Annotated in this window: 21 protein-coding genes; 12 read left to right on the top strand and 9 right to left on the bottom strand. The window is 72.2% G+C overall.

The annotated features are described in order from the left end of the window. Positions 1-20: 20 nt before the first annotated feature. From ACFY8O_RS05910 to ACFY8O_RS05900, 3 genes are read left to right on the top strand one after another with little or no spacing between them, the layout of a single operon-like run. On the top strand, positions 21-1,148 hold the full coding sequence (locus ACFY8O_RS05910; protein ID WP_387899191.1) for a hypothetical protein: 1,128 nt from the start codon (positions 21-23) through the stop codon (positions 1,146-1,148). Positions 1,149-1,191: 43 nt separating this feature from the next. Further along, positions 1,192-1,773: a sugar O-acetyltransferase gene (locus tag ACFY8O_RS05905; protein ID WP_387899188.1), complete on the top strand. Its 582-nt coding sequence runs from the start codon at positions 1,192-1,194 to the stop codon at positions 1,771-1,773. Positions 1,774-1,780: 7 nt separating this feature from the next. Beyond that, on the top strand, positions 1,781-2,338 hold the full coding sequence (locus ACFY8O_RS05900) for a TetR/AcrR family transcriptional regulator (RefSeq protein ID WP_145804409.1): 558 nt from the start codon (positions 1,781-1,783) through the stop codon (positions 2,336-2,338). A 162-nt stretch (positions 2,339-2,500) separates the two neighbouring features. Here the strand turns inward: ACFY8O_RS05900 and ACFY8O_RS05895 are convergent, their stop codons facing one another. Then, positions 2,501-3,085: a hypothetical protein gene (locus ACFY8O_RS05895; RefSeq protein ID WP_387899185.1), complete on the bottom strand. Its 585-nt coding sequence runs from the start codon at positions 3,083-3,085 to the stop codon at positions 2,501-2,503. A gap of 114 nt (positions 3,086-3,199) precedes the next feature. Here ACFY8O_RS05895 and ACFY8O_RS05890 point away from each other — a divergent pair, with 114 nt between their 5' ends. The 4 genes from ACFY8O_RS05890 (at position 3,200) to ACFY8O_RS05875 (ending at position 9,175) form a co-directional block, all read left to right on the top strand. Continuing rightward, entirely contained in the window at positions 3,200-3,817 is a 618-nt protein-coding gene (locus ACFY8O_RS05890; RefSeq protein WP_387899182.1) for an HAD family hydrolase, read from the top strand. Positions 3,818-4,042: 225 nt separating this feature from the next. Next, a complete protein-coding gene (aspT, locus tag ACFY8O_RS05885; protein ID WP_387899179.1) occupies positions 4,043-5,719 on the top strand; it encodes an aspartate-alanine antiporter in 1,677 nt (558 codons plus the stop codon). Between the two features lies 1 nt (position 5,720). Then, positions 5,721-7,424, top strand: a complete 1,704-nt coding sequence (gene aspT, locus ACFY8O_RS05880) for an aspartate-alanine antiporter (RefSeq protein WP_387899176.1) — start codon at positions 5,721-5,723, stop codon at positions 7,422-7,424. 104 nt (positions 7,425-7,528) lie between these two features. Next, positions 7,529-9,175: a bifunctional aspartate transaminase/aspartate 4-decarboxylase gene (locus tag ACFY8O_RS05875; RefSeq protein ID WP_387899174.1), complete on the top strand. Its 1,647-nt coding sequence runs from the start codon at positions 7,529-7,531 to the stop codon at positions 9,173-9,175. Between the two features lie 16 nt (positions 9,176-9,191). Here ACFY8O_RS05875 and ACFY8O_RS05870 read toward each other — a convergent pair whose 3' ends face one another. Further along, the gene (locus ACFY8O_RS05870; protein ID WP_145804397.1) at positions 9,192-9,428 is read right to left on the bottom strand and encodes a hypothetical protein; all 237 of its coding nucleotides are present in this window, start codon (positions 9,426-9,428) and stop codon (positions 9,192-9,194) included. 165 nt (positions 9,429-9,593) lie between these two features. On the opposite strand from ACFY8O_RS05870, the gene ACFY8O_RS05865 reads away from it, so the two are divergent. Further along, a complete protein-coding gene (locus ACFY8O_RS05865; protein WP_145804395.1) occupies positions 9,594-9,977 on the top strand; it encodes a cold-shock protein in 384 nt (127 codons plus the stop codon). A 64-nt stretch (positions 9,978-10,041) separates the two neighbouring features. Here the strand turns inward: ACFY8O_RS05865 and ACFY8O_RS05860 are convergent, their stop codons facing one another. The 4 genes from ACFY8O_RS05860 to ACFY8O_RS05845 are packed head-to-tail and all read right to left on the bottom strand — an operon-like array spanning position 10,042 to position 13,604. Beyond that, a complete protein-coding gene (locus tag ACFY8O_RS05860; RefSeq protein WP_387899170.1) occupies positions 10,042-10,947 on the bottom strand; it encodes a 1,4-dihydroxy-6-naphthoate synthase in 906 nt (301 codons plus the stop codon). Next, on the bottom strand, positions 10,919-11,638 hold the full coding sequence (locus ACFY8O_RS05855; protein ID WP_387899167.1) for a futalosine hydrolase: 720 nt from the start codon (positions 11,636-11,638) through the stop codon (positions 10,919-10,921). The genes ACFY8O_RS05860 and ACFY8O_RS05855 overlap by 29 nt, the downstream gene beginning before the upstream one ends. A gap of 25 nt (positions 11,639-11,663) precedes the next feature. Further along, positions 11,664-12,146, bottom strand: a complete 483-nt coding sequence (locus tag ACFY8O_RS05850; protein WP_145804389.1) for a DUF2771 domain-containing protein — start codon at positions 12,144-12,146, stop codon at positions 11,664-11,666. A gap of 27 nt (positions 12,147-12,173) precedes the next feature. Continuing rightward, a complete protein-coding gene (locus ACFY8O_RS05845) occupies positions 12,174-13,604 on the bottom strand; it encodes an MFS transporter (RefSeq protein ID WP_387899165.1) in 1,431 nt (476 codons plus the stop codon). A gap of 439 nt (positions 13,605-14,043) precedes the next feature. Between ACFY8O_RS05845 and ACFY8O_RS05840 the strand changes: the two genes are divergently transcribed. From ACFY8O_RS05840 to ACFY8O_RS05830, 3 genes are all read left to right on the top strand, one after another. Continuing rightward, on the top strand, positions 14,044-14,976 hold the full coding sequence (locus ACFY8O_RS05840; RefSeq protein ID WP_387899162.1) for a DUF3027 domain-containing protein: 933 nt from the start codon (positions 14,044-14,046) through the stop codon (positions 14,974-14,976). A gap of 156 nt (positions 14,977-15,132) precedes the next feature. Beyond that, the gene (locus ACFY8O_RS05835) at positions 15,133-18,309 is read left to right on the top strand and encodes a sacsin N-terminal ATP-binding-like domain-containing protein (RefSeq protein ID WP_387899160.1); all 3,177 of its coding nucleotides are present in this window, start codon (positions 15,133-15,135) and stop codon (positions 18,307-18,309) included. A gap of 151 nt (positions 18,310-18,460) precedes the next feature. Continuing rightward, complete coding sequence (locus ACFY8O_RS05830; protein WP_387899157.1) at positions 18,461-19,321, top strand: DUF5707 domain-containing protein; 861 nt, start codon at positions 18,461-18,463, stop codon at positions 19,319-19,321. An 18-nt stretch (positions 19,322-19,339) separates the two neighbouring features. Here ACFY8O_RS05830 and ACFY8O_RS05825 read toward each other — a convergent pair whose 3' ends face one another. Beyond that, complete coding sequence (locus ACFY8O_RS05825; RefSeq protein ID WP_387899154.1) at positions 19,340-21,748, bottom strand: HAD-IC family P-type ATPase; 2,409 nt, start codon at positions 21,746-21,748, stop codon at positions 19,340-19,342. 148 nt (positions 21,749-21,896) lie between these two features. Beyond that, positions 21,897-22,190: a DUF2530 domain-containing protein gene (locus ACFY8O_RS05820; protein WP_387899152.1), complete on the bottom strand. Its 294-nt coding sequence runs from the start codon at positions 22,188-22,190 to the stop codon at positions 21,897-21,899. A 174-nt stretch (positions 22,191-22,364) separates the two neighbouring features. Between ACFY8O_RS05820 and ACFY8O_RS05815 the strand changes: the two genes are divergently transcribed. Beyond that, entirely contained in the window at positions 22,365-23,816 is a 1,452-nt protein-coding gene (locus ACFY8O_RS05815; RefSeq protein ID WP_145804376.1) for an NCS2 family permease, read from the top strand. 49 nt (positions 23,817-23,865) lie between these two features. On the opposite strand, the gene ACFY8O_RS05810 is transcribed toward ACFY8O_RS05815, so the two are convergent. Beyond that, positions 23,866-24,081 (bottom strand): hypothetical protein, encoded by a 216-nt coding sequence (locus tag ACFY8O_RS05810; RefSeq protein ID WP_208765974.1) that lies wholly within the window; start codon positions 24,079-24,081, stop codon positions 23,866-23,868. Between the last annotated feature and the right edge of the window lie 83 nt (positions 24,082-24,164).

The following is a 24,164-nucleotide window of genomic DNA, read 5'->3' as shown; positions in this document are numbered from 1 at the left end:
GGTAGAGGGAGAACCATCGCGTGGGGATCGAGAGCGACCAGCTTGTCTTCGACTATCTCAGCCGGGTCGGTGACCTGGCGCAGCAGCAACAGCTGTCCTCGGGCGCCCGTATGAGGCTCGTGGCGACGGTGCGGGGCGAGATCGACCGGCAGCGCGGTACGGACGGTTCGGACTCTCCCGCGGTGGTCCGGCGCATCCTCGGCAGACTCGGTGCCCCGGACGAACTCGTCGCCGCGGCGGCCGAATCGGGCGACGGCACGGTGCCGCTGCCGCAGCCGAGGGCGGACGCCGGCACGGCGAGGACCGAGGGTCCGGGGAAGGGCGCGGTGCCCCGGGCGCGGCGCGGGATGCTCCGCAAAGACGCGTCACGCAAGGGCGCGTCGCCGGAGCCGGCCGGCGCGGCTCCGGAGGCGCGGGGCGAGGAGCCGGCCGCCGACTGGCCGTCCGCCTCGGCGCCGCACATGGCCGGGCTGGACCAGGCGCCGTCCGGAGGTGAGCCCGAGTGGTGGCGGATCGAGCCGGGGCCCTTCGGTGGCGCGGGCGGACCGGGCATGACCGGCCCGGGGACGGCCGTGCCCGGGTTCGTGGGCGGCCTGGAGAGCCCGGAGCTGTTCGGGATGCCCGCCACGCCCAGGCCGCCGGGACCGCGCGTGCCCGTGGAGGACGAGGGCGACGGGCCGGAAGCACCCGAAGCCGGCGAGGCGGCGCCCGCGCGGCCGGGGGACCAGGAGGAGACCGGGGGGCGGGCACGGCGGAAGCTGCGGCTGCGGCGGCCCCGGCCCGTGGCGGCCGAGGGCGCCGGGAAGGTGCGGCTGTCGAACCCGTTGCTGCTGCTGGCCGCGGCGCTGCTGGTGGCGGGCGCGGTGCTCGGATCGTGGCTGGCGCTCGCGGGCGGCTGGCTGCTCGCCTACAGCTCGCGCAGGTTCTCGCGCGCGGAGGCGAAATGGGTCGCCATGGGCCTGCCGGGGGTCGTGGTGGCCGGCGCCTTCGTCTGGCTGTGGGGCCGCATTGAGGGCCGCTGGGGCGCCCCGCTCGCCGCGGACGCGATGGGCGACGCGATGACGGAGGTCTGGCCGGTGGTGGTGCGGGTGGCGGCGGTGGCCTCGGCGCTCTATCTGGTGTGGCGGGCCCGGCGGCTGGCCGGATGAGCGAGAGTGTACGTTCGTACATTCCAGGTGTACGCTCGTACGCATGACGACGGACTACTTCGCCCAGGATCCGCGTACCAACCTGGAGCGCATGCGTGCGGGTGACCTCTACATCGCCGACGACCCGGAGATCGCCCGGCAGCAGCAGCGGGCGATGCGGCTCGCGGCCCGGTACCAGGCCACGTTCACCGAGGACGCCGGGCAGGCCCGGGCGATCCTGGCCGAGCTGCTCGAATCGGTCGGCGAGGGCGTCGAGCTCCGCCCGCCGCTGTACGTCGACTACGGCAGCAACATCGCCATCGGCGCCCGCACCTTCGTCAACTACCACCTCACCGCGCTGGACGTCGCCCGGATCACCATCGGCGAGGACTGCCAGATCGGTCCCAACGTCCAGCTCCTCACGCCCACCCACCCGGTGGAGCCGGGCCCCCGGCGGGACAAGCTGGAGGCCGCGCTCCCCATCACCATCGGCGACAACGTCTGGCTCGGCGGCGGCGTCATCGTCTGCCCCGGAGTGACCATCGGTGACAACTCCGTGATCGGAGCCGGTGCCGTGGTCACCAAGGACATCCCGGCCGACGTCGTCGCCGTGGGCAACCCCGCCCGCGTCGTGCGCGAGATCTGACGACGCCATGGCCACCGGGCACGCGGACCCGCAGCGTCGCGAGCGCATCCTCGCCGCCACGCTGGACCACATCGCGGACGAGGGCGTCGCCGGTGTCTCCCACCGCAAGATCGCGCTCCGTGCCGATGTGCCGCTGGGGTCGATGACCTATCACTTCGGCGGCATGGACGAGCTGCTGCGCGAGGCCTTCACCCGTTTCGCGGACCAGTTCGTGGCCGTCTTCGAGCTGCACCTGGGCCGCGCGGGCACGCCGGAGGAGGCCCGGGAGGCGGTCGTCGAGCTCATCCACCTGCTCTCGGAGGGGCCGCGCCGCGAGCTCGTCCTCACGCAGGAGCTCTACACGCTGGCCGCCCGGCGGGACGAGTACCGCGAGCTCACCCACGCGTGGATGAACCGGAGCCGTCGTCTGCTGGAGCAGCACTTCGACCCGGACACGGCCCGTCAGCTGGACGCGCTGATCGAAGGGCTCTCCCTGCACCGGTCGCTCGACACCGAGCCGCACGACCGCGAGCTGACCCGGCTGGCGGTACGACGGCTGACTTCGGCCCCCGGATCCGGCGCCTGACGCGGCGCCCCGGCGTGCGGGTCCGATCCGGCGCCCGTGCCCGCCCGGCGCCCGGCCCCCGCAACGGCGCCCGGCGCCGCACCCGAACCGCCCGTGGGGTCCGGACCTGACCCCGGACCCCACGGGCTCCGCCGTACCGCCGGGCCGGAGTGACCCGGCTCGTCACGGGGCGCGCAGGTCCTTGCCCGCGGCCCGGGCGTGCTGCTCCTCGCGCCACGCCACCTGCTGGGCGGTCACGGGCGCCTCGATCCGCCAGACGTCGCCGACCCGCAGGTCGCCCGGGGTGCGGTGGGGGTCGCGGGCCGCGACGAAGGAGACGGCCGTCAGCGAGCCGGGCTGCCAGAACGTGCGGAAGCGCGGTGCGTTCGCCGCGTACTCCGGGATCTCCACCAGCGGCACTCCGCGCCTGTCCAGCAGGCGCCGCAGCTTCCCGAAGGAGAGCCGGGGCGCGAACCTCCCGTACCTGGCGCGGAGCACCTCGCCCGGTAGGGCCGGGTCGCCGTGGGTGAGCCGGTGCACCTGGAGGCTGACGTGGTGCCCGTCCCAGGGGTCACCGGCGGCGGCGCGGTGCCAGTGGAACTCCGCGAGGCCGTAGTCGCGGAACATCGCCCGTTTCCCCACCCGGTTCTCGGCGAAGTCCGTCCCCATCACCTCGGCGACCCGGTCGGGGGAGTCGGCCGGGCGCAGGCCGAGCACGGTGCCGGTGCGCACGGCATCGACGTAGAAGGCCAGGGAGTACGGGGTCAACGGTCGGTCCTCGGCCGGGGGCGGCGGCGCGCTCGGCGGGTGGGGAGAGCACGGTGGACCCGCGCCTCGTGGACGGCCCGGTCACCCCGGCGGGGCAGTCGGCACAATGGTTCCATGCCTGCACCCACCCTGACGGTCGGTTTCGACCTCGACATGACGCTCATCGACTCCCGGCCCGGCATCAGGGCGGCCTACGAGACGCTGGCCTCCGAGACGGGTGTGTACATCGACACCGACCTGGTCGTCAGCCGTCTCGGCCCGCCGCTGGAGGAGGAGATGGCCAACTGGTTCCCCGCCGACGCGGTCGCCGAGGCCTGCGACCGCTACCGCGCGATCTACCCGGACGAGGCCATCACGCCGACGACCGCGCTCCCCGGCGCCCGGGAGGCCGTCGAGGCCGTCCAGGCGCTCGGCGGGCGGGCGATGGTCGTCACCGCGAAGTACGAGCCGAACGCCAAGCTCCACCTCGCACACCTCGGTATCGGGGCGGACGTGCTGATCGGCGGACTCTGGGCGGAGGGCAAGGCGGAGGCGCTCCTCGAGTACGGCGCGGGGATCTACGTCGGCGACCACACGGGTGACGTCCGAGGCGCGCACGCCGCGAACGCCCTGTCGGTCGGCGTCGTCACCGGCCCGTGCGCCGAGGAGGAGCTGCGGGCCGCCGGAGCCGAGGTGATCCTGCCGGACCTGACCGCGTTCCCCGCCTGGCTGCGGAGCCACACGACGGCCTGACCCCGCCGGCCCGGCGCCCCGACCGGGCCCCGCCGGGCCGCGCCCGCGCCGTGCCGGGCCGCTCCACGTGCCGGGCCTGCGGGGCTCGGCCCTCCACGCCCTCGCGCGCCGGAGGGGCCTGGTGCGGGGCCGGCCTCCGTGCGGGTGCCGACCGGCGGGTCTGCTGTTAATTTCGCCCTTATGTCACACCAGCACCCGTTGTGCCGGATCGGCGGCTGATGCCCGGTGGGGGTTCTCCGCGACAATCCCGCACTGTCCCTGTTCCTCTGCCTCGCCGCCGGATACCTGATCGGCAAGCTCCGCGTCGGTCCGATCACGCTCGGCGGGATCTGCGGCACGCTGATCGTGTCCCTGCTGATCGGCACCCAGCACGTCAGCGTCGACGACGACGTGAAGACGGTCTTCTTCGCCCTCTTCATCTTCTCGCTGGGCTACATGGCCGGCCCTCAGTTCTTCTCCAACCTCAACCGTGGCAGCCTGCGCTTCTTCACCCTCTGCTTCATCGAGCTGGTGTGCGTGCTCGGCATCGCCTACGGGCTCGCCCAGGCCTTCGACCTGGACGTCGGCACCGCCTCCGGGATCCTGGCGGGCGCCGCCACCGAGTCCGCGGTCGTGGGTACGGCCACCGAGGCCATCGCCGAGCTCGGCGGCCTGACCTCCGAACAGATCACCCGGTACCAGGGGCACGTGGCCACCGCGTACACGGTCTGCTACCTGTTCGGCCTGATCACCATCGTGCTCTTCACCAGCCAGATCATGCCGATGCTTCTCCGTATCGACCTCGCGGTCGCCTCGCGTGAGCTGTGGGAGAAGATGCGCGGCGGCCGGGCCGGTCTGGAGGCCGACGAGCGCGAGGCCCTGCCCGCCATGGTCGGACGTACCTACCTGGTGACCAGGGCGGACGGGCGGACGGTCGGGGACCTGGAGCGTGCGTCCGGCGGCCGGATCACCGTCGAGGGCGTCAAGCGTGGCAGCAAGCTGCTCACCCCGGAGGCCGGGCTGGAGCTGACGCTCAGTGACCTGATCCAGGTGGTCGGCCTGCGCTCGGCCATCATCGACGCGGGCCGGGAGATCGGCCCCGAGACCCCGGCCGTACCGGGACTGGACACCCCGCTCGCCACCAGCCAGGTCGCCGTCACCGACAAGGAGACCGTCGGGGCCACGATCGACCGGCTGGAGAAGCGCCACCCGGAATTCCGCAGGGACGGCGTCTACATCACCGACGTCCTGCGCAACGAACAGCACCTCCCGGCGAGCGGGGAGACCACCCTCGCCCGGGGCGACGTGCTGACCCTGGTCGGCGCCCGGGGCGGCCTGCACCGGCTGGTCGCCAAGCTCGGCGCGGTGGTGAAGAACGACTCGACGGACTTCATCTACCTCGGGTTCGGCATCGTGGCGGGGTCCTTGCTCGGCCAGATCGTGATCCAGGCGGGCGACGTCCCGCTGTCCCTCGGCACCGGCGGCGGCTGCCTCGTCTCCGGGCTGGTGTTCGGCTGGTTCCGGTCCCGCAGCCAGACCTTCGGCGCCTTCCCGCCGCAGGCGGCGAGCACCCTGAAGGACATGGGCCTGGCCGTCTTCATCGCCTGCACCGGCCTGGCCGCCGGGCCCCAGGCGTGGCCGCTGCTCAAGGAGTACGGGGCGCTGCTGCCCGTGGCGGGGATCGCCATGGTCCTGATCCCCGCGACGATCTCACTGGCCGTCGGGACGAAACTGCTGAAGATCGAGAAGCCGCTCCTGATCGGCGCCATCGCGGGACAGCAGTGCTCCACCCCGGCGATCACCGCCATCACCCAGGTGGCCCAGAGCTCCGTCCCGCTCCTCGGCTACACGATCACGTACACGCTCTCCAACTTCCTGCTGCCCCTGACCGGCCCGATCCTCGTCGGCGTACTGGGGGCATGACGTGATCGACTTCCTGGACCGGAACATCTTCCGGCCCCACCCCGAGTTGCTCGTCTTCCTCGTGATCGCCCTGGGCTTCCTGCTCGGCAAGGTGCGCTACCGGACCATCGCACTGGGATCGGTGACGGGCTGTCTGGTCGCGGGGCTGGTGCTCGGTGCGCAGTTCGAGGTGGAGATCGACGACACGGTGAAGAACCTGTTCTTCATCATGTTCCTGTTCGCCCTCGGCTACCGGGTCGGTCCGCAGTTCTTCCGGGGGCTGCGCAAGGACGGGCTGCCCCAGGCCCTCAACGCCGTCGTCGTCTGTGTGACCGGGCTGCTGGTCTCGTGGCTGTTCGCGGGCCTCCTCGGCTACGGACCGGGGCTCGGCGCCGGCCTGATGAGCGGCGCCCTCACCCAGTCCGCCGCGATCGGGGTCGCCCAGGACGCCATCGGGACGCTGCCCGGGCTGTCCTCCGCCGAGGCGAAGTCCCAGCAGAACCTGGTGGCCGTCGGCTACGCCGTGACGTATCCGCTCGGCACCATCCTCTGCGCGATGCTCCTGGCCGACGTGCTGCCGAAGCTGTACCGCAGGGATCTGGCGAAGGAGAGCGCCGAACTCGCCGCCGAGCTCGACGCCCCGGACGAGAACCCGGACGAGGGCGAGGGCTACTACGAGGTCGTTCTGCGCGCCTACCGAATCGAACGCCCCGATCTGGCCGGCCGTTCGGTGGCGGACTTCGAGGAGCAGCAGAAGCGGCTGGGGCGGCGCGTCTACCTCACCGGCATCCGCCGCGAGGGCACGGTCCTGGAGCCCGACCAGTCCCGCGCCCTGCGGCTCGGTGACACCGTCGCGGTCAGCGCCATCCGTGGCGACCTCGTCGACTTCGACCCCGGCACCCACCTCGGCACGGAGACCGACGACGTCGGCCTGCTGGGCTACCGCACCGAGACCCTGCACGTGGTGGTGTCGGAGCGGGCGCAGACCGGCCGGACGATCGAGCAGGTGCGCCGCGAACCGTTCATGACCGGGGTGTACGTCGACAAGCTGTACCGGGCCGGTGCCGAGTTCCCCTACCGGCTCTCCACCCGGCTGGAGCGGGGTGACACGGTGGTCCTCACCGGTCCCGAGCGGCTGGTGGGCCCCGCCGCGAAGGCGCTGGGCAAGCCGGTGCCGACGAGCTTCGCGACCGACATGATCTGGGTCGGGCTCGGCATCTTCCTCGGCGGCTGCATCGGCATCCCGGCGCTCACCGCGGGCGGGGTGCCGATCTCGCTGTCCACCTCGGGCGGCGGCCTGATCATGGGTCTGGTCTTCGGCTGGATCCGGGGGAAGTACCCGACGTACGGCAATGTGCCGCCGGGAGCCCAGTGGTTCATGGACACCCTCGGGCTGTGCGTCTTCGTGGCGGTCGTCGGCATCAACGCCGGTCCGAGCTTCACGAGCGGGCTGTCCTCGGCCGGCTGGGGGCTGCTGGTCCTCGGGGCCGTGGCGACCGTCGTCCCGCTGATCGTGGGCTTCCTGGTCGGCCACCACGTGCAGAAGATCCGGTTCCCCGTCCTGATGGGCGTCCTGGCAGGGGGCCAGACGACGACGGCGGCGATCGGTGCCGTCAACGAGACCTCGAAGTCCCAGATCCCCACCTTGGGCTACACGATCCCGTACGCCGTGGGCAACGTCCTGCTGACGGTGTGGGGGGCCGTGATCGTCCTCCTCAACCACTGAGCCGAAGGCCACCGGGCCGGAGCCACCGGGCCGGAGCCACGAGCCGAAGCAGCCAGCCGTAGCCACCGAGCCGGCACCGAACACGCACGGGAGCGGAGACCACCATGCCGAAGACGAGACTCAGCCGGGAACAGATCCGGTCCTTCGCCCAGCTCTCCCCGTTCGAGCTGAAGGACAAGTTCATCCAGATCGCGACCGCCGCGCAGAGCGACCGGCCGGGGCAGAAGGGAAAGACCACCCGGGCGATGCTCAACGCGGGACGCGGCAACCCGAACTGGGTGGCCACCGGGCCCCGGGAGGCCTACCACGCGCTCGGCTACTTCGCGATCAGCGAGTCCCGGCGGGTGTGGACCGCCGACAACCTCGGCGGCATGCCGGAGGTGGAGGGCTGCGCCGAGCGCTTCGAGCACTTCGTCCGTACGAACCCCGGGCTGCCCGGCATCGAGCTGCTGAAGGCGTGCGTCGACCTGGCGGTGAAGCGCTTCGGCTTCGTGCCCGACGCCCTCGTGCACGAGCTGGCGGACTCCTCGATCGGCGACAACTACCCGGTGCCGGACCGCATCCTGCACCACACCGAACAGATCGTGCGGGGCTACCTCGCGGACGAGATGTTCGACCACCGGCCACCGGAGGGGCAGAACCTGAGCCTGTTCGCCACCGAGGGCGGTACGGCGGCGATGTGCTACATCTTCGACTCGCTGATGAAGAACGGCATCCTCCACCGGGGCGACCGGATCGCCCTGATGGTGCCGGTCTTCACGCCGTACCTGGAGATCCCGGAGCTGGACACGTACGGCTTCGACGTCGTGCACGTGCAGGCGAGCCTCTTCACCGAGACCGGGGTGCGCCAGTGGCGCTATCCGGCGGAGGAGATCGAGAAGCTCGCCGACCCGTCCGTGAAGATGGTCTGCTGCGTCAACCCGAGCAACCCGCCCTCCCTGGCCCTGTCCACCCGGGTCTCGGAGCAGATCGTCTCGCTGGTCGCCGAGCGCAACCCGAACCTGATCATCGTCACCGACGACGTGTACGGGACCTTCGTCGAGGGCTTCCGCTCCCTCGCGGCCGACCTGCCGCGCAACACCCTGCTCGTCTACTCCTACTCCAAGCACTACGGCGCGACGGGCTGGCGGCTCGGTGTGATCGGGCTCCACGACGACAACGTGATCGACGCGATGCTCGCCGCCCAGGACCCGGAACAGAAGGCGCGGCTCGACCGGAGGTACGGGACGCTGTCCCTGGAGCCGGGGAGGATCCGCTTCATCGACCGCATGGTCGCGGACTCGCGGCAGGTGGCGCTGAACCACACCGCCGGGCTCTCGCTGCCGCAGCAGACGATGATGACGCTGTTCTCGCTCTTCGACATGCTCGACGAGGGCCAGGAGTACAAGCACCGTATTCGCGCCATTGTCCGGCAGCGGCTGGGCCTCCTGCTTGAGGGCGCCCACATGAAGATCTCCGAGGACGCGAAGCGCGCGGCGTACTACATCGAGCTGGATCTGCTCGCCGAGGCCGAACGCGTCCACGGCAAGGAGTTCGCGGACTTCCTGGAGCGGAGCTACGAGCCCGTCGACCCGCTCTTCCGGCTCGCCGAGCAGACCTCCGTGGTCCTGCTCAACGGCGGAGGCTTCGACGGGCCCGAGTGGTCGGTCCGGGTGTCGCTCGCCAATCTGGACGACCTCGACTACCTGAAGATCGGCCACCACCTGCGCGTCATCTTCGACGAGTACGCCCGGGAGTGGCGCGCCGGATAGCGCCGGGGGCCGTTCGCTACCTCGCCGCGGCGCGCTTCGGGGAGTTCTTCCACACCGAGCGCACCACCCCCGCGCCGGCGATCAGGAAGCCCACGCCCATCAGCATGCACACCGCGTACGCGACGGACGGGAACGGCTCGGTGCCCAGGAACAGCGGGGCCACGGTGACCAGAGTGGCCAGCGCGCCGACGAAGAAGACGATCGCGCCGACCTGTACGAGCCGGTCGCCTGCGCCTGAAGGAGTAGTACTCACCCGGCCAGGGTAGTTCCCAGCTCGGCGGAACCGTTCGGCGACGTCTTGTGTCCGGCCTCCGGGCCATTAGCCTGGGACCTGGCGGGTCGGTGACCCGCTGTACTGCTATCCGGAGCCGTATGGCGGCTCTCCCGCGCACCGACGAGTACGAGGACGAGGACAGACGTGCCCACGGGTAAGGTCAAATGGTTCAATCCGGAAAAAGGCTTCGGCTTTCTTTCGCGCGACGACGGCGCCGACGTCTTCGTCCACTCCTCGGTGCTCCCGGCAGGCGTCGACGCACTCAAGCCCGGTCAGCGCGTCGAGTTCGGCGTGGTCGCCGGGCAGCGCGGTGACCAGGCGCTCTCCGTGGTGATCCTCGACCCCACCCCGTCCGTCGCCGCCGCGCAGCGGCGCAGGCCCGACGAGCTGGCCTCGATCGTGCAGGACCTGACGACCGTGCTGGAGAACATCACGCCGATGCTGGAGCGGGGCCGCTACCCCGACAAGGCCGCCGGCGCGAAGATCGCCGGTCTGCTCCGGGCGGTCGCCGACCAGCTCGACGTCTGAGCCGCGCCACCCGTCCCGCCCGCCGGCCTCCGCGGGCCCGCCCGGCGGGGCGGGCCCCGAGGGCTCAGCCGGCGGTGAAGGACAGCGCGTCGGGGGCCAGTGCCGGGACGAGCCCCTCGGCCGCCGCGCGGGTCAGCAGGCCGCGGATCGCCGCGTAGCCGTGCTCACCGAGGTCCGCGGTGAATTCGTTCACGTACAGCCCGATGTGCTGGTCGGCCACGGCAGGGTCCATCTCCTGCGCGTGCTCCAGGACGTACGGGCGCGAGCGCTCCGGGTCGTCCCAGGCCATCCGCACCGACGTACGGACGGACTCCGCCAGCCGCTTCAGCGTCTCCTCGCCCAGCGAGCGCTTGGCGATGATCGCGCCCAGCGGGATCGGCAGGCCGGTGGTCGTCTCCCAGTGCTCGCCCATGTCGGCGAGGCTGTGCAGGCCGTAGTTCCGGTAGGTGAAGCGGGCCTCGTGGATCACGAGCCCGGCGTCCACCCGGCCGTCACGCACCGCGGGCATGATCTCGTCGAAGGGCATCACGACGATCTCGCCCACGCCGCCCGGGACGGCCTCGGCCGCCCAGAGCCGGAACAGCAGGTACGCGGTGGAGCGCTCGCTCGGCACGGCGACGGTCCTGCCCGTCAGGTCCGTACCCGGCTCCCTGGTGAGGACGAGGGGCCCGCAGCCGCGTCCCAGCGCCCCGCCGCACGGCAGCAGCGCGTACTCCTCCAGCACCCACGGCAGGACGGCGTACGAGACCTTCAGCACGTCGAACTCGCCGCGCTCGGCCATGCCGTTGGTGAGGTCGATGTCGGCGAAGGTGACGTCGAGGGCGGGTGCGCCGGGGACCCTTCCGTGCGCCCAGGCGTCGAAGACGAAGGTGTCGTTCGGGCACGGCGAGAAGGCGATCCGCAGGGCCGGGGGAGCCGCGTCGGCGGCTTCGGCCGCGGTGTCAGTCACGGTGTCGGTCGTGTCGGTCATGCCGGTTCCAACTTTCCACTACAGGTGCTGTCTTCCCGAACGCCTCGGTGAGCGCGGCCAGGGCCTCCCCGATCCGCCACGCCGCGCGGTCGCGCGGCCCCACGGTGTTCGAGACGGCCCGGAGCTCCAGGACCGGCACTCCGAGCCCGGCGGCGGCCTCCGCGACGCCGAAGCCCTCCATGGCCTCGGCCGCCGCCGCGGGATGGGCCGCCAGCAGCTCGGCGGTGCGCGCGGCGCTGCCCGTCGCGGTGGAGACGGTCAGGACGGGGCCCGGCACGGCGCCGGTGGCCGCCGCCACGTCCCGTACGAGCGCTTCGGGCGGCAGGAAGGTGTCCCTGCCGAAGCCGAGACCGGTGACGGGCACAAAGCCGTCCGGGGTCTCGGCGCCCAGGTCCGCGGCGACGATGCGGGTCGCCACGACGAGGGAGCCCACGGGTGCGGCGGACGCGAAACCGCCGCCGATCCCCGCCGAGACGACGAGTGCGTACGGCTCGGCCGCGGGGGCGGCGGCGAGGGCGAAGGCGGTCACGGCCGCCGCTGCCGCAGGGCCGGCGCCCCCCGCGACGACGTCGAACGGCCCGGCGCGGTGCAGCCGGGCGCCGGGCACCTCACGGACCTCCGGCTCACCCCCGAACGCACGCGTGACCGCGTCCCGTTCGGCCGGGACAGCGGTCACGACAAGCACCCGCACAGCGGTGGTCCTCGCGGTCAGGGGGTCAGGAGGTCTTCTTGAGCTGGAAGTGCCAGATGCCGGTGAGCTTCTGGCCCTTGGTCTCGACGATGCTGACCTGCGTCTTGTCCGCCGTGGTCTCGCCGGTCTGGCTGGCGAAGAAGGCGCTGCCCGGGATCGAGCGGTAGGTCTTCTTGTACGGCTCCTGCTCGGCCTGCTGGCCGTTGATGAAGAGCGTCCAGCCCTTCTCCGCGACCTCCGGGTCGACGCCGAAGCGGACCTTGTCGTCCATCGCGACCTTGACGGACTTCTCCGCCTTCTTGTTGAGGCAGCCCTGGATCTCGGACTCCTTGAGGGCCTTGCCGTCGTTGTAGCAGGCGGCCTCGGTGCTCACCGAGGTGTCGCCGACCGTCACGGTGGCGAGCGGCGTCGGCTTGTCGCAGGCGGACAGGACAAGGAGTCCCGCGGACACGGCACCGAGAGCGACGCCGATTCGACGGCCCTTACCGGAGAAGAACGCAACGGTCATGCGCCGAAGGTTATCGGTCGGTGCCGCTCACGCCACGCGGGGGTGCGGTGTGCCGCGCCGTGCGGCCCCCAGGAGGCCCCGTACGGAGGCGGCGGCGCCGAGGGCGAGGATGCCCGCGGCGACGGACATGCCGAGTACTCCGTTGAGGGGGAGCGCGATGCCGATCGCGCCGCCGACCACCCAGGACATCTGGAGCAGCGTCTCCGACCGGGCGAAGGCCGACGTGCGCACCTCCTCCGGAACGTCGCGCTGGATCATCGCGTCCAGCGACAGCTTCGACAGGGCCTGGGTGAAGCCGGCGACCGCGGCCAGGGCGGCGACCATCACCGTGCTGAAGAACGCCGCGGCGAGCACCGCCACCGTCAGGGCGAGGCCCAGCACCGTGGCGACGATCACCTCGGGGCCGCGCGCCCTGAGCCAGGAGCCCACCGCCGTGCCGCAGGCGTTGCCGGTGCCCGCCGCGACGCCCACGATGCCGAGGGAGACGGCGGCGCTCTGGCCCGCGAGCGGGTGCTCGCGCAGGAGGAAGGCCAGGAAGAAGATCAGGAACCCGGAGAGCGCGCGGTGCGAGGCGTTGGCCTGGAGGCCGTGCAGGACGGAGGGGCCCACGGACCGCAGCCCCGGCGGCCTCTCCCGTCCGTTCCTCCTGCCGGCCCGGGTGCTGCCGCCCCGGTTCCCCTTGCGGACGGCGGGGGCGGGCGGACGGGCCGCCTCCTCGTGCGGCAGGACCAGGCGTGCCTTGCGCTCACCCTTGGCCGAGTCGACCTTGTGCGGCAGCGTGAAGGCGAGGATGGTCCCGCCGAGGAAGATCACGCAGGCGCCGTACAGGGGCCACGGGGAACCGACGCTCTGGAGCCCCGCCCCGATCGGCGCCGCGATCCCGGTCGCCAGCAGCCCCGCCAGGGTGACCCGTGAATTGGCCTTCACCAGGGAGAAGCGGGGTGGCAGGAGACGCGGCACGACCGCGCTGCGCACGACGCCGTACGCCTTCGAGCAGACCAGGACCGCCAGGGCGGCCGGATAGAGCTCCAGGCCGCCGGTGGCCACCGCGGACGACATGGTGATCGCGAGCACGGCCCGGGCGAACATCGCGCCCGCCATCGCGGCCCGCCGGCCGTGCGGCAGCCGGTCCAGGAGCGGTCCCACCACCGGGGCGAGCAGGGTGAAGGGGGCCATGGTGATGGCCAGGTAGAGGGCGACGCGCCCGCGTGCCTCGTCGGTGGGCACGGAGAAGAACACGGTGGAGGCGAGCGCCACGGTGATCATGACGTCACCCGCGCCGTTGACCGCGTGCAGCTCGATGAGCTTGCCGAGACCGGACTCGCCCGCGCCGTGGGCGTGGGTCGCCTTGCGGATACCCCGCGCGGTGCCCGTGAACGGGGCGCGCAGGGCACGGCCCATCGCCCGGCCCGCCCTGCGGAGCGGGCCGGATCCGTCGGACGACCTGGCGGTGGCCACGGGGTCATAGTGCCCCACCCCCTGCCGTCACGAACCCAAGATCGGGCGGGACGCGGCGGCGGACGCTCCGTCGGGTGAGTCGGCATCGGTCCGGAATTGGCTGGGATCCGACAGGGAACCGTCGTGAATCAGAGCCCGTCCGGCCATGGACCGAACCCTTTCCGCACCAGTTACGGTCCTGTTTGGGACGGGCAGGTGGGCGCCGGGCGACGGAGAGGGTAGCGTGCACTCACGCGCCACCGGCGGTTGTTCTTGGCCGCGCGCCTCTCCGCGATCCCGCAGAATGGGTGGCAGAAGGCGCGCCCGAGGCAGGCACTACGGGTGTGGACGTCGACGCGGCCCCCAGGTCCGCTCCGCTCACATCCGTCTTGGCCGAAATCGGACATCGATGGAGCCGCTGGCGCGCTCGTGAGACGGCGTATGGAGAGAAGCGAGACCTGTGAGTGCTGCGACGACGCGAAGCCGTACGGCCCGTACCCCCGCCCCCGACCGTCTGTGCGCCGAGGCGGTAGACCTCGCCCGCGCGGCGGCCGAGGAGGCCGCCGCGCCCGGGGTGGTCGGTGAACACGTGGCGACGGTCTCCGAAGGGGACCGGGTCGTCACGCACTACTTCGAGTCCAAGGAGCCCGGCTATCGGGGCTGGCGCTGGGCGGTGACGGTCGCCCGTGCATCCCGCGCCAAGAACGTCACCCTTGACGAAACGGTGCTGCTGCCCGGGCCCGACGCCCTCCTCGCCCCGGAGTGGGTGCCCTGGAGCGAGCGGCTGAGGCCCGGCGACATGGGCCCCGGCGACCTCCTGCCCACCGAGGCGGAGGACCCGCGCCTGGAGCCCGGCTGGACCGGCGAGGACGAGCCCCTGCCGAACTCCGCCGTCTCCGAGGTGTCGCAGGAGCTGGCCGCCCTCGCCGACGCGGAGGACGCGGAGCTGACCCCGCTGCCCGTGACCAGCCGCGGCTCGATCGCCTCGGTCGCGGAAGAGCTCGGCACGCGCCGTGCGCGGGTGCTGTCCCGGTACGGACTGGGGCTGGCCGCGGACCGCTGGGACGAGGAGTTCGGCGCGAAGACGCCCATGGCGCAGGCGGCGCCCGCCTCGTGCGTCACCTGCGCGTTCCTGGTGCCGATGGCGGGCTCGCTGCGCCAGGCCTTCGGCGTCTGCGCGAACGAGTTCGCCCCGGCGGACGGCCGCGTGGTCTCGCTCTCCTACGGATGCGGCGGGCACTCCGAGGCGGCGGTCATGCCGAAGCCGCCGAGGCCGTTGCCGCACGCGCTGGACACGATGCAGGTGGACGACTACCCGCTGCGCCCCGCGGACGACTCGGGTTCGGTCCCGCCCCAGCCGGACGGCCTGACGGAGGACCTGGGCCACTCCTGACGCTCCCGCCCGGCCGCCCCGCGTGGGCGGGCCCGGGCGGAGGGGGCCGCTCCCCGGGCGTGAGCAGGGGCGGCACCGGCGGCTTTCCGCTCGCGGTACCTTCGGGCGCACACTGGGCGTCACGGGTCACCGGAAGAGCGGAGTACGAGCGTGGGCATGAATGCGACCGAGGGGGCCGATCCGTTCGGGACGGCGCGACTGCGGCGCGGCGTGCTCGACGCCTGGGGCGCGGGTCCCGCACGCTTCCGCGAGGACGCCAACGCCGAGGAGGACCTGGTCCTGGGCGGCTACCGCGACCGCCTCGTCGTCGAGCTGGCACAGAACGCCGCCGACGCCGCCGCCCGGGCCGGCGTCCCGGGACGGCTCCGCCTCACCCTGCACACGGACCCCGGCGGCCCCGCTGTGCTCGCCGCGGCCAACACCGGCGCCCCCCTCGACGCGACCGGTGTGGAATCGCTGAGCACGCTGCGGGCCTCGGCCAAGCGTGAGGGCCACGAGTCCTCCGTCGGCCGCTTCGGCGTCGGCTTCGCGGCCGTGCTCGCCGTCAGCGACGAGCCCGCCGTCATCGGCCGCCACGGCGGAGTCCGCTGGTCCCTCGCCGAGGCCCGTGACCTCGCGCGGCAGGCCGCCGTCGGCAGCCCCGGACTCGGTGACGAGCTGCGCCGCCGCGACGGGCACGTACCCCTGCTGAGGCTGCCGCTGCCCGCCGAGGGCACCGCGCCCGAGGGGTACGACACGGTCGTCGTGCTGCCGCTGCGCGACGGCGTCGCCGAGGACCTGGTCGGCAGGCTGCTCGAGGGCGTGGACGACGCCCTGCTGCTCACGCTGTCCGGTCTCGACGAGGTCGTGATCGAAACCCCGGACGACGTACGGACGTTGACCCGCTCACAGCACGGTCCGTACACGCACGTCGACGACTCGGCGCACGGCCTCCACCGCTGGCGCACCGCCTCTGCCGGCGGCGCCGTCGAGCGCGAGCTGCTGGCCGACCGGCCGGTGGAGGAGCGGCTGCGCCCCCACTGGTCGCTCACCTGGGCCGTGCCGGTGGACGAGGACGGAGCCCCGCAGCATCCGCGTACGGCACCCGTCGTGCACGCGCCGACCCCCACCGACGAGCCCCTGGGCGTCCCCGCCCTGCTGATCGCCTCGCTGCCGCTGGACACCACCCGCAGGCACCCCGCGCCCGGTCCGCTGACCGACTTCCTGGTGGAGCGGGCGGCCGAGGCGTACGCCGAACTGCTCGCCGGCTGGGAGCCCGTCTCCGTGGCCACGATCGGGCTGGTGCCCGGAGTGCTGGGGAAGGGGCGGCTCGACGGCGCGCTGCGGGCCGCGATCCTGGAGCGGCTGCCACGGGTGGCGTTCCTGGAGCCCGCCGCGCCCAGGGACCCCGCCGAGGCCGCGGGCGAGTGGGACGAGTGGGACGACGCCGCCCCCTCCGGGCGCAGGACGGCCGCGCTGCGTCCCGTCGAGGCCGAGGTGGTCGAGGGCGTGGGAGCCGGGACCGTGCGGGTCCTGGCCGAGGTCCTGCCCTGTCTGCTGCCCGCGGGGCTGGAGCGCCGCGCCGAGCTGCGCACGCTCGGCGTCGCCCGTGTCCCGCTGACCGAGGCCATCGACCGGCTGGCCGGCCTGGAGCGCGACCCGGACTGGTGGCACCGGCTGTACGACAGCCTGGCCGGTGTCGATCCCGACCGGCTCTCCGGGCTGCCCGTGCCCCTCGCGGGCCCCGCGGACGCCCCGCCCCGTACCACCATCGGCCCCCGCCAGGTCCTCCTGCCGATGCCGGACGCGCTGACGTCCCCCGTGCTCGCGCGGCTGGCCCGGCTGGGGCTGAAGGTGGCCCATCCCGACGCCGCCCATCCGCTGCTGGAGAAGCTGGGGGCCCTGCCCGCCACTCCCCGCGCCGTCCTGAGGACCCCGCAGGTCCGGGCCGCCGTGGCCGGTTCGCTGGACGCGGGCGAGATCTGGGACGAGGACGGCCTGGACGGCGACGAACTCGCCGACACCGTCCTCACGCTCGTGCGGGACGCGGACCTGGAGCCGGGTGACGAGCCCTGGCTGGGCGCCCTCGCCCTGCCCGACGAGGACGGCGAGGCCGCGCCCGCCGGTGAACTCGTGCTGCCGGGAAGCCCGTTCGCCCAGGTGATGCGCGAGGGCGAACTCGCCCTGTGCGACGGGGAACTGGCCGAGCGATGGGGTGAACAGCCGCTGACCGCCTGCGGGGTGCTGGCCACCTTCGCCCTCGTACGGGCCACCGACGTCGTCCTGGACCCGGACGAACTGGAGCCGCGCGACAGCGACTTCGCCGAGCCGGACGACGCCGGGCTGCTCGACGCCGTCGACGTGTGGTGCGAGGACATCCTCGACCAGCTCCCTGACACCCCGGTGCCGCCGGTCGCCACGGAGCTCGTCGCCGTACGTGATCTGGACCTCGTCGACGACGACGCCTGGCCGCAGGCCCTCGCCATGCTCGCCCGCCCGCCGCTGCGCGACGCGCTGACCCAGCCTGTACGGGTGCTGCTGCCCGACGGCACCACGCAGTCGGTCCGGCCGTACACCGCGTGGTGGCTGCGCGACCATCCCGTCCTGGACGGCCGCCGCCCGGCGGGGCTGCGCGCCGCGGGCGGCGACCCGCGGCTGGCGGGGCTGTACGACCCGGCCGACGCGACGGGCTTCGACGACGCGCAGGTGCTGCGCGCGCTCGGCGTGCGGACCTCGGTGGCCGCGCTCCTGGACGAGCCGGGCGGGGCGGCCGAGCTGCTGGGCCGGCTCGCGGACGAGGAGCGGCCCGTCGGGCCCGTACAGCTGCACTCGCTCTACACGGCGCTCGCCGAGCTCGACCCCGAACAGGTCACGCTGCCGGACGAGTTGCGGGCCGTCGTGGACGACGAGGTGCGGGTGGTCGACGCGGCCGACGCCGTGATCGCCGACGCCCCCGATCTGCTCCCGCTGACCGCCGGTCTCCCGCTGCTGCCGGTGGCCCCGGCGCGCGCCGCCGAGCTGGCGGACCTGTTCCAGGTGCGGCGGCTCGGGGAGAGCGTCGAGGCCGGGGTGACGACGGCGGGCGAGGAGCACCAGGTGCCGGAGTCCGTGCGCATCCTGCTCGGCGTCGGCACCCCCGACAGCTACGTCGAGCACGAGGAGCTGCGCGCGGGAGGCGTCGAGCTGGACTGGCGGCGCACCCCGGACGGCGTGGTCCACGCGTCGACGGTGGAGGGGGTGGCGGCCGGGCTCGCCTGGGCGGCGGGGCAGTGGCCGAGGCGTTTCGAGGTGGCGGCCCTCCTGGAGGACCCGTCCCGCACCGACGAGCTGGCCCGGGACCGCTGGTTCGACTGACTCATGTGATCTTCACAGAAAATACGTCCTGAGGGCACAACCATTCACAGGTGAACTCCGTCTGAACCTGCGAGTCATCAGACTCGACGACCAGATGGGGCCTGCCGGGAGGAACACACCCCGGCAGGTCCCCTGCTCCACAGGGGACTTCATGCGTATTCGTGCCACCGTCGCCGCTGTTTCCGGCGCCCTGGCTCTGTCCGCTCTTGCCGTACCGGCGGCGCAGGCGGGTGACCAGGCGGTTCCGAACCTGGACAAGCCCACCGCCGCCGAGGTCTTCGGCACCGGCGCCAAGACCTCCCGTCTTTCCGCACGCGCGGCGGTGACGACGCCCGTGATCTCGAAGGTCGTCATCAACGGCGGCAAGGACATCGTGGTCGGCACCACCGCCGAGAAGAAGATCACCGTCTCCGTCACCGCCTCGCACCCGTCGGGCATCGCCGACGGCTACATCGACCTGTGGCACGGGACGTCGTCCGAGCTCGACGGGGCGCTCATCCCGAACGAGGAAGCGGCCACCTGCACGCACTCCAGTGCCACGACCGCGACCTGCAAGCTCACGATCACGATCCTCCCCGGCTACGACCTGTACAAGAACGCCCTGGCCGGCACCTGGCACGTCACCGCGGGCGCGCTCGCCGGTGACGAGAGCGACTTCGCCTGGAACGACTACCAGACGACGGCCCGCGTCCAGCGCCTCTCCAAGCTGACCGTCAACGCCTCCCCGGAGCCCGTCAAGAAGGGCGCGACCATCACGGCCACCGGCAAGCTGTCGCGCGCCAACTGGGAGACCGGCACCTACAAGGGCTACACCGCGCAGCCCGTCAAGCTGCAGTTCCGCAAGAAGACCAGCAGCACCTACAGCACCGTCAAGACCATCAACTCGAACAGCACCGGTGCGCTGAAGACCACGGTCAAGGCCTCGGTGGACGGCTACTGGCGCTACAGCTTCGCCGGTACGTCGACCACCCCGGCCGTCACGACCGCGGGTGACTTCGTCGACGTGAAGTAACCGGTCCGCACGGGGGATTCACGAACGGAAGCGGCGGCCGACCGCACGCCACGTCAGTTCCAGGACGGCCGCCGCCACCACCGCGATCCCCACCGCAGCCCACGGCATCACCGACCCCACCAGCTTCAGCGCGAAGAAGTCCTGGAGCCAGGGCACCGCGAGGACGACGAGGAAACACAGGCCCATCGCCGCCACCAGGGCGATCCGCCACCACGTGTACGGGCGGGCGATGATCGCCAGGACCCACATGGAGACCAGGAAGAGCGTGAGGGTCGCCGCGCTCGTCTCCGCGTCGAGGGCTCCCGTACCGGCGTAGTGGTGGCGGGCCACCAGATACGTCGCGAAGGTGGCCGCCGCCGCGATGACCCCGGACGGGATCGCGTACCGCATGACACGGCGTACGAAGTGCGGCTGGGCCCGCTCCTTGTTGGGGGCCAGAGCCAGGAAGAACGCCGGCACGCCGATGGTCAGCGTGGACAGCAGCGTGAGGTGGCGGGGCAGGAACGGGTACTCCACCTGGAAGCACACCACCAGGATCGCCAGCAGCACCGAGTAGACGGTCTTCGTCAGGAACAGCGTGGCGACCCGGGTGATGTTGCCGATGACCCGGCGGCCCTCCGCGACGACCGAGGGCAGCGTCGCGAAGCTGTTGTTCAGCAGCACGATCTGGGCCACCGCGCGGGTCGCCTCCGAGCCCGAGCCCATCGACACACCGATGTCGGCGTCCTTCAGCGCGAGTACGTCGTTGACCCCGTCCCCGGTCATCGCGACGGTGTGCCCCCGCGACTGGAGGGCGGCGACCATGTCGCGCTTCTGCTGCGGGGTGACCCGGCCGAAGACCGTGTTCCGCTCGATCTGCGAGGCCATGTCGTCGGGGTCCGAGGGCAGCCGGCGGGCGTCCAGCGCGTCCTCCGCGCCGGGCATCCCCAGCTTCTGGGCCACCGCGCCCACCGAGACCGCGTTGTCGCCCGAGATGACCTTCGCGGCGACGTTCTGGTCGCCGAAGTAGGCCAGCGTCTCCCCGGCGTCCGGCCGCAGGCGCTGTTCGAGGACGACGAGCGCCGTGGGCTCGGCCCCGGAGGCGGCGTCCGGAGCGTCCAGCGCGTTCCTCGCCCGGGCCAGCAGCAGCACCCGCAGTCCCTGCTCGTTGAGCCGGCCGGTCTCGGCGAGGGCCGGGTCGCCGGCATCCAGGAGCACGTCGGGGGCGCCGAGCAGCCAGGCGGAGGCGCGGCCGTCGCTCTCGGTGAAGGCGGCCCCGCTGTACTTGCGGGCGGAGGAGAAGGGCAGGGCCTGCGTGACGCCCCAGCCCTCGCCGTCGGGGTGGGCGTCGATGATGGCCTGGAGGCTCGCGTTGGGCCGGGGGTCGGAGGCGCCGAGCGCACCCAGGACCCGGCGGACGTACCCCGCGTCGGAGCCGTTCAGCGGGCGGACCTCCGTGACGTCCATCCCGCCCTCGGTGAGCGTGCCGGTCTTGTCCAGGCAGACGACGTCCACCCGGGCCAGCCCCTCGATGGCGGGCAGCTCCTGCACGAGGCACTGCTTGCGCCCGAGCCGGATGACGCCGATCGCGAAGGCGACCGAGGTGAGCAGGACCAGGCCCTCGGGGATCATCGGGACGATCCCGCCGACCGTCCGGGCGACCGACTCCTTGACGTTGTTGTCCTTGACCACGAGCTGGCTGATGACGAGCCCGATCGCGGTCGGCACCATCATCCAGGTCACGTACTTCAGGATCGTGCTGATGCCGCTGCGCAGCTCGGACTGGACCAGGGTGAAGCGGGAGGCCTCCTCGGCGAGCTGCGCGGCGTACGCCTCGCGGCCGACCTTGGTGGCGGTGAAGGCCCCGCCGCCCGCGACGACGAAGCTGCCGGACATCACGGGGTCGCCCGGGTGCTTGACCACCGGGTCGGCCTCGCCGGTCAGGAGCGACTCGTCGATCTCCAGGCCCTCGGCCTCGGAGACGGTGCCGTCGACGACGGCCTTGTCGCCGGGGCCCAGCTCGATCAGGTCCCCGAGGACGATCTCGGAGACGGAGACCTCGGCGGACACCCCGTCACGCCGCACCGTCGGTTTCGCCTCACCGATCACCGCGAGGCTGTCCAGGGTCCTCTTGGCGCGCCACTCCTGGACGATGCCGATGCCGGTGTTGGCGACGATCACGAAGCCGAAGAGGCTGTCCTGGATGGGGGCGACGAAGAGCATGATCGCCCAGAGGACGCCGATGATCAGGTTGAACCGGGTGAGGACGTTCGCCCGGATGATCTCCGTGACGGACCGGGACGAGCGGACCGGTACGTCGTTGACCTCCCCCCGCGCGACCCGTTCGGCCACCTCGGAGGTGCTCAGCCCGCCCGGTGGCGCGGGCGGGGGAGGGGGCCGGAGGGGGTCCGGCCGATCGCCGAAGGAGTCGAGTGCCCGCTGCGTCATGATTCCGACCGTACGGGCGGAAGGGGCGGTTCACCCGCCGGGGGCCGGAAGTTCCGACCGGGGGAGGAGCGGCATGGTCCTGGAGTCGTACGGGACGGACCCGGTCCCGGGGTGAGGGTCCGGCCCGGTCCCCCCCCGGAGCCGTGCGTCAGGAGCGCCCGCCGGGGGCCGTCACGCCGGCGTCCGCGGCCTCGGCCCGCGCCGCCGCCCGCTTGATCGCGGCGTCCCGCCCACGGACGTACCAGATGCCGATCAGGCCGAGTCCGGCACCGGCCAGGCAGGCCCAGATCCACCAGGCGTGCCCGCGGTCGTCGAACCATCCGTAGAAGGGCACCTGCACGAGGAAGAGGACGAACCAGAGGATCGTGCCGCCGGTGATGGTGGCGACGACGGGACCCTCCAGGGGCTCGGGTGCCTCGTGCTTCGGTGTCCACTTCTGCATACGGCCAGTCTAGCCGGGGCGCCGAAGGCCAGTCGGCGCAAGGATCTACGCGCGGAGATAGCGATCTTCCCCTTATGTATTCATACTGAATCTGCTTATGGGTGGCTCGATTTATTCGTGTGAACATCCAAATCTGTCTGATTCCATCCTCCGATGCACGACTGAAGGTCATACATGTCCTCCTCGGCCACCGCCACGGTCGATCAGCCTCCGATGCCGCAGCCGCCGCACGGATTCATCGATCGCTACTTCAAGATCTCCGAGCGGGGGTCGACGGTCGCCCGGGAGATCCGCGGCGGGTTCGCCACGTTCTTCGCGATGGCGTACATCATCGTGCTGAACCCGATCATCCTGGGCAGTGCCGAGGACATGTACGGGCACCAGCTCGACGGCGGGCAGCTCGTCACGGCCACCGTGCTCACCGCGGCGTTCTCCACGCTCCTGATGGGTGTCATCGGCAACGTGCCGATCGCGCTCGCCGCCGGTCTCGGCGTCAACACCGTCGTCGCCCTCCAGCTCGCCCCCCGGATGAGCTGGGCGGACGCGATGGGCATGGTCGTCCTCGCGGGCATCGTCGTGATGCTGCTGGTCGCCACCGGGCTGCGTGAGCGCGTGATGAACGCCGTGCCGCGCTCCCTGCGCAAGGGCATCGCGATGGGCATCGGCCTCTTCGTGCTGCTGGTCGGCCTGGTCGACTCGGGCTTCGTCTCCCGCATCCCGGACGCCGCGCACACCACGGTGCCGCTTCAGCTCGGCAGCGACGGCCACCTCAACGGCTGGCCCGTCCTGGTCTTCATCCTGGGCACGCTGCTGACCCTCGGGCTGATCGTCCGCAAGGTGCCGGGCGCGATCCTGCTCTCCATCGTCGCCATGACGGTCGTCGCTCTGGTCATCGATGCGGTCGCGGACCTGCCGGCCGGCGCCTGGGGCCTGACCGTCCCGGAGTGGCCGGGCAACCCGGTCTCCTCACCGGACTTCGGGCTGATCGGTGAGGTCAGTCTCTTCGGCGGCTTCGGCAAGGTCGGCTACCTGACCGGCATCCTCTTCGTCTTCACCGTGCTGCTGTCCTGCTTCTTCGACGCCATGGGCACCATCCTCGGCGTCGGCGACGAGGCCAAGCTGATGGACAAGGACGGCAACTTCCCGGGCATCAACAAGGTCCTGCTCATCGACGGTGTCGCCGTCGCCGCGGGTGGCGCGAGCTCCTCCTCCGCCTCGACGTGCTTCGTGGAGTCCACGGCGGGCGTCGGCGAGGGCGCCCGTACGGGGCTTGCGAGCGTGGTGAGCGGACTGCTCTTCACGGTGGCGCTGTTCCTGACGCCGCTGGCGACGATGGTCCCCTCGCAGGCGGCCACCCCGGCCCTGATCGCGGTCGGTTTCCTGATCCTCGCGGGCAATGTGCGGGACGTGGACTGGGGCGACTACACGCTCGCCATCCCGGCCTTCCTCGCGATGCTGATGATGCCGCTCACGTACTCGATCACCAACGGCATCGGCATCGGCTGCATCGCCTTCAGCCTGATGCGCCTGGTGGCAGGCCGGGGCAAGGAGGTCCCGGTGGCCATGTACGTGGTGTCCGCGGTCTTCGTCTTCTACTACGCGATGCCGGCGCTCGGCCTCACGTGAGCGCGTAGGCGCACGCGCGGAGCCTTCACCCCTACGGGGCGGATCTCCGTCATGTGACCCGGTCGGCCGGGTCCGCGTGACGGGGGTCCGCCCCGTAGAACTTCTCCGTCTCGTCGACGGCCGCGTGGAAGCGTTCGTCGAAATCGTCGCGGACGAGCGTCCGGACCACGTAGTCCTGGACGCTCATGCCGCGTCTGGCGGCGTGCCGGCGCAGCCGGTCGAGCAGCTCACCGTCTATGCGCAGGCTGAGCACTGTCGATCCCATGCCAAGCAGGGTCGCGGCACACATGGCCTTCTCGTGGCTCTTTCCGCCCCATACTCACTCGTTCGGGTGATCAGTTTCTCGCG

Origin of the sequence: Streptomyces argenteolus (genome assembly GCF_042902585.1) — a bacterium.
Lineage (GTDB): Bacteria > Actinomycetota > Actinomycetes > Streptomycetales > Streptomycetaceae > Streptomyces > Streptomyces argenteolus.
The sequence above is the reverse complement of the archived record's forward strand: the minus strand, read 5'-3'. Positions and strand labels throughout refer to the sequence as shown.

What these genes read in the sequence shown, in the direction of transcription:
- ACFY8O_RS05815 (WP_145804376.1), top strand. Translation starts at nt 22,365, where the DNA reads ATGTCCTCCTCGGCCACCGCCACGGTCGATCAGCCTCCGATGCCGCAG.
- ACFY8O_RS05835 (WP_387899160.1), top strand. Translation starts at nt 15,133, where the DNA reads ATGAATGCGACCGAGGGGGCCGATCCGTTCGGGACGGCGCGACTGCGG.
- ACFY8O_RS05905 (WP_387899188.1), top strand. Translation starts at nt 1,192, where the DNA reads ATGACGACGGACTACTTCGCCCAGGATCCGCGTACCAACCTGGAGCGC.
- ACFY8O_RS05810 (WP_208765974.1), bottom strand. Translation starts at nt 24,081, where the DNA reads ATGGGATCGACAGTGCTCAGCCTGCGCATAGACGGTGAGCTGCTCGAC.
- ACFY8O_RS05890 (WP_387899182.1), top strand. Translation starts at nt 3,200, where the DNA reads ATGCCTGCACCCACCCTGACGGTCGGTTTCGACCTCGACATGACGCTC.
- ACFY8O_RS05850 (WP_145804389.1), bottom strand. Translation starts at nt 12,146, where the DNA reads ATGACCGTTGCGTTCTTCTCCGGTAAGGGCCGTCGAATCGGCGTCGCT.
- ACFY8O_RS05830 (WP_387899157.1), top strand. Translation starts at nt 18,461, where the DNA reads ATGCGTATTCGTGCCACCGTCGCCGCTGTTTCCGGCGCCCTGGCTCTG.
- ACFY8O_RS05860 (WP_387899170.1), bottom strand. Translation starts at nt 10,947, where the DNA reads ATGACCGACACGACCGACACCGTGACTGACACCGCGGCCGAAGCCGCC.
- ACFY8O_RS05900 (WP_145804409.1), top strand. Translation starts at nt 1,781, where the DNA reads ATGGCCACCGGGCACGCGGACCCGCAGCGTCGCGAGCGCATCCTCGCC.
- ACFY8O_RS05820 (WP_387899152.1), bottom strand. Translation starts at nt 22,190, where the DNA reads ATGCAGAAGTGGACACCGAAGCACGAGGCACCCGAGCCCCTGGAGGGT.
- ACFY8O_RS05875 (WP_387899174.1), top strand. Translation starts at nt 7,529, where the DNA reads ATGCCGAAGACGAGACTCAGCCGGGAACAGATCCGGTCCTTCGCCCAG.
- ACFY8O_RS05825 (WP_387899154.1), bottom strand. Translation starts at nt 21,748, where the DNA reads ATGACGCAGCGGGCACTCGACTCCTTCGGCGATCGGCCGGACCCCCTC.